Origin of the sequence: Pelotomaculum terephthalicicum JT (assembly GCF_022410535.1) — a bacterium.
Lineage (GTDB): Bacteria > Bacillota > Desulfotomaculia > Desulfotomaculales > Pelotomaculaceae > Pelotomaculum_D > Pelotomaculum_D terephthalicicum.
Genome location: NZ_JAKNBL010000093.1, coordinates 1 through 1,248, shown reverse-complemented (window position 1 = coordinate 1,248; position 1,248 = coordinate 1). Strand labels below are relative to the sequence as shown.

General features: G+C 40.7%; 1 protein-coding gene. It reads right to left on the bottom strand.

Translation table 11 applies throughout. From position 1 onward, the window contains the following. Positions 1–709 precede the first annotated feature (709 nt). A complete protein-coding gene (locus L9W92_RS18600; protein WP_240085228.1) occupies positions 710–1,114 on the bottom strand; it encodes a hypothetical protein in 405 nt (134 codons plus the stop codon). Between the last annotated feature and the right edge of the window lie 134 nt (positions 1,115–1,248).

Here is a 1,248-nt window from a genome sequence, read left to right as displayed (position 1 = left end):
TACGGGCTCCTTCCATCCCGCCTATACCGGCAGTTTCAAAGAAGTTAATAAATTTCCAGTAAAATATGTGGCCAAGTGCTGCATTTTAAATGGCCGAAAATGCTGTATTTTTATTGACCGTTCACATATCCTTTGAGTAGTTTAATTTATATTGTAAAATTCATCTATTATTGTAAGCAGTTCTTGCTTCTTGCCTACGCTTATTTCGCCTTTCAATGATTCAATATCTTTCTTTAATACTGGCTGAGCTAAACTGAAGCGCAATATGCAATTACTCCTTACTCCGTCACGCCCGGCAAATAATTCTAGATCGTTTGGCCTGAACAGGTCTACCCTTCTTGACAAAGGAGCTACCGTAACTATTGGACAGACCGGATTATAATTCTGGTCATTGTTGGAAACAATTACTAATGGAGGATTGGAAAATGTTGAAAAAAATAATCCAGCAATTAGCCGACTATTTTCGGTGCTTTCATGTTAACACTGCTGGCTGAAAATAAACTTAATGTTACCTGTGATTTCCATGAAAATAATTTGAAGGTTTTGTGAACTAGGGGAAAGTAAAACGCCCCCCAGTTGTAACGGTGAGCGTTTTAAAAGAAAGGTGATCATTTACACATACTTATATTAACACTATTTTATCCCTTAAAATGCGGTAAAAATGAAGCAACCCCCACTCCGAAGAGCAGGGCTTTCATTAACCAGATAACTAATACTGATTTACCTTCCAGCAAACAATCTGATTAAAAACCAAATAATCCATTCTACTGGTGTATGGTGATATGGGGTTTTTGCTGAAGGTATAGAACGGAGCTCCTACGCCGCCGGAAGCTTTACTCTGATACCAGTTGATAAAGTTCTGGATTTCCGTCATAGACAGATCGTAATCGATATCCGAGCCGTTGGCCATTGTTACCCAAAGAATCGCCCGGCCTTCGCTGCTGGAAGCCTGCGGGGTGGCGGATGCTTCGTTAGAATTGCCGCTTTCCTTGCCATCTATCAGGGCGGTAACCACGTAGTAATATGTTATGCCGTTGGTCACATCGTTGTCGGTATAGGCTGTCGCTGTTACACCGTTCGGCGTTAGATTAGTATATGGACCTCCGGAAGTCATTGCTCTATAAACGTAAGCGTCAAAAAGAAGACACCTTCAATATAGAAAAAAGACATGAGAAAATAAGCCTGGACATTAAGAAAAGGAAGGATGTTCAGGAATGGATAGCAAGCTTTGCAACATATGGGAACAGC